The organism is Tepidibacter sp. Z1-5 (assembly GCF_037844525.1).
In the GTDB taxonomy this organism is placed as follows: Bacteria; Bacillota; Clostridia; order Peptostreptococcales; family Peptostreptococcaceae; genus Tepidibacter_A.
Genome location: NZ_JBBMMD010000064.1, coordinates 1 through 2,691 on the forward strand (window position 1 = coordinate 1; position 2,691 = coordinate 2,691).

3 protein-coding genes are annotated in these 2,691 nt (G+C 25.6%); 2 read left to right on the forward strand and 1 reads right to left on the reverse strand.

The genetic code is table 11. From position 1 onward, the window contains the following. Both WJW32_RS12425 and WJW32_RS12430 read left to right on the forward strand, forming a co-directional pair. The coding region (locus WJW32_RS12425) for a hypothetical protein (RefSeq protein WP_340258795.1) at positions 1–493 on the forward strand (493 nt) is incomplete at its 5' end. An 809-nt stretch (positions 494–1,302) separates the two neighbouring features. After that, the gene (locus WJW32_RS12430; protein WP_340258797.1) at positions 1,303–1,734 is read left to right on the forward strand and encodes a hypothetical protein; all 432 of its coding nucleotides are present in this window, start codon (positions 1,303–1,305) and stop codon (positions 1,732–1,734) included. Between the two features lie 408 nt (positions 1,735–2,142). Here the strand turns inward: WJW32_RS12430 and WJW32_RS12435 are convergent, their stop codons facing one another. After that, positions 2,143–2,532 (reverse strand): PBECR3 domain-containing polyvalent protein, encoded by a 390-nt coding sequence (locus WJW32_RS12435; RefSeq protein WP_340258799.1) that lies wholly within the window; start codon positions 2,530–2,532, stop codon positions 2,143–2,145. Positions 2,533–2,691: the final 159 nt, after the last annotated feature.

Genomic DNA, 2,691 nt, shown 5'->3' on the forward strand with positions numbered 1-2,691 from the left:
AATCATAATTACCTCCTTGGTCTTAGAGATAATTATATCTTATTGCTCTGAATTATACATTCTTAAAAGATCAAGTTCTTACATATCTATTGTATCGTTTATAATATACAATGAAAAATATTCTAACAAACATTCTGAAGGAAAATTACTTAATTATCAAAAGCTTATCGAAGAATATCCTAAATCAACAGAACATAGCATGGGACTACAGTTATTTGTAGACATAACAGAAGATAATAAACAATTAATTTTAAATGATATATGTGATGTTATTAAGTTTTTTCAAAATAGAAATATAAAAGATTTACATATTGCTATACGATTTTGGAACGAAGAATTTGCAAAAAACAAAATTATTGAAAGTACAGATTTTACATTTCCTGATGATTATGAAAAGTACGTATATGCTGAACTAATTATTACTTCGGAAGAATATGCTCTAATAAAAAATCCTCAAGATTTGATTAAATATATTGTTTATATGGATGAGTAAAAAAAATTAATAAAATTAGTTATTTTAAGCAAATCAGCCTTATTACCTGAATAGGAAAACACAATTCTGATGACTCAAAATTACCTAGATGAAGGGACTATTGATAGTAGACCTTTTAATTAGTAGTTGTATTGAATGCAAATATTAGAATTAAAACGCTTAATCGAAGAAGCTTTAGTTTAAATGGGAAAAAGTTATCTGAATCAAATGAGAAAATAGTCATGGAAACATCTTTAAATTACACACAAATTTTTCTCTATGTGATGGCTGAAGTTGAAATTGCAATAAAGAAGTATTTCTCATAGAGAGTGTTCTGTTTTACTTGCATTAAATTACGAATAATTAATGGTAAATATAAATTTATGAGTGATGTAATCGACAATACAAGTTGTTACATCACTTTTTTTGGATAGGGTAGGATTTAAATAGATACAATTTTCATGTCATGATACTAAAAATTTTCCAATAATAACGTCAGCCCATACCTATGGATGGTCTTTTACATCTATATCGAGTTGATTACATATAGTATTGAAATAATGTTTAAACTCAGGAAATTCTCTTGACGAAAGTGGTATTTTTTAGTCTTTTACTGTAAAATTCATAGCACGTATACGTTTTATTGTAGTGGACATTTTAAATAGAACTGTTATTTTGTCGACTGTTGGATATAGCTTCATCAATAGCCTCTTAATGGCAAAATTGTATAACGATTACATTTACATGGAAAACTAATTAAATAAAAAATTTTACATAAAATAAGTTTATAATTATTAGGAAGTAAATAAAACGAGAGATTAGGTGAATAAATGAAGAAGAATACACTAGTAATTGTGTCGCTTATCTTAATAACAGCAATAATAGGTTATAAAATACAAGAAATTAAATACAACAAGAATACTCCTAGAGTTGAAGTTTTTGAAGTGAAATCAAGCAAAAATAATCCTACTAAATATTCTTATAAGCCATATATGGAATTTTTTGATGAAAACTCGATAGATGTAATAAAAAAATCAATAAGTAATGCTGAAGAAATTAAATATATGAGGCTAGAGGTTACTATTCCAAAATTCTATATAAAAACTGTATTTGAAGATAATACAGAAGAATATTATATGTGGATAGGCGAAGATGATACACAAGAATCACTGTTACAGAACAGGGAAAAACGTTCATATTATGTAATTTCAAAAAGATATGCTCAAGAGTTGAAAAAGTTATTGTTTTATAACATTAAATAATATTTAAGCAGGATTAAGTTAATAAATGAGATATTGATGGAATTTATTATAATAACAACAGCTTATATACTTGTACTTATAAACTCTCTATTATTGCATTAATTCCTTTGTTTACTATTATATTTGATTTTGTAATTGTCTATTTTTTTATAAACTAGCTATTTATAACTTTTTTATTGGATATACAATCAAATAGATATATTATAATACTGAACAACAAAAGAGAGAGTACTGTGTACTCTCTCTTCAAATTCACTAATTAAACTTGGCAGGGCGGCGTATCCTGCATCTCTGATTACTACCTAAGTAGCGTGTTGGGAGCCATTTCCAACTTCAAATCTAATTAATAATAGTTTATGTTTCTATATAACTATTATACATCTAAAAGTAGATTCTTTCAAGTTAACATCATAGTTTTTTTAACCTTCCACTATGGATTCTATTATCAATTTTAGATTGATGTATAGGGTACATAGAAGCTACGTATATATAATTTTCTTTGATATCGAGTTCTGTGGCTACCAATATATTATTATCTATCTCTTTTATAAACTCTATACTTGTACCAATTTTTTTAGGGTGAGTACCTATATATTCAGGTTCATTTAAAACTTTCTTTATTGTATCTATTATATCGTTTAATATAGATTCATTTAATTCATGATTGTGTCTTTTTTTTATATGTTTTATTACACCAGGAGCAGCATAAACTTGACCTATGTAATTACAGTTAGCTAAAGTAGAAATAGTTTCATCTATAAAGCCGACAACTATATATTTAGAGAAATCTGATGTCATTAAATATATGTCCTTTCTAAAATATAATACAATCATTATAATATATAAATTAAGCTATTGTGCTAGTTGAAATCAATTTACTTAATATGGTAAATTGATTTCAACAAAAAATCATCCTCTCAAATTTAAAATTATGGATATTTTATCCAAATGTTAAAG

Coding starts and splice junctions, on each gene's coding strand:
- WJW32_RS12430 (WP_340258797.1), top strand. CDS start 1,303: ATGAAGAAGAATACACTAGTAATTGTGTCGCTTATCTTAATAACAGCA.
- WJW32_RS12435 (WP_340258799.1), bottom strand. CDS start 2,532: ATGACATCAGATTTCTCTAAATATATAGTTGTCGGCTTTATAGATGAA.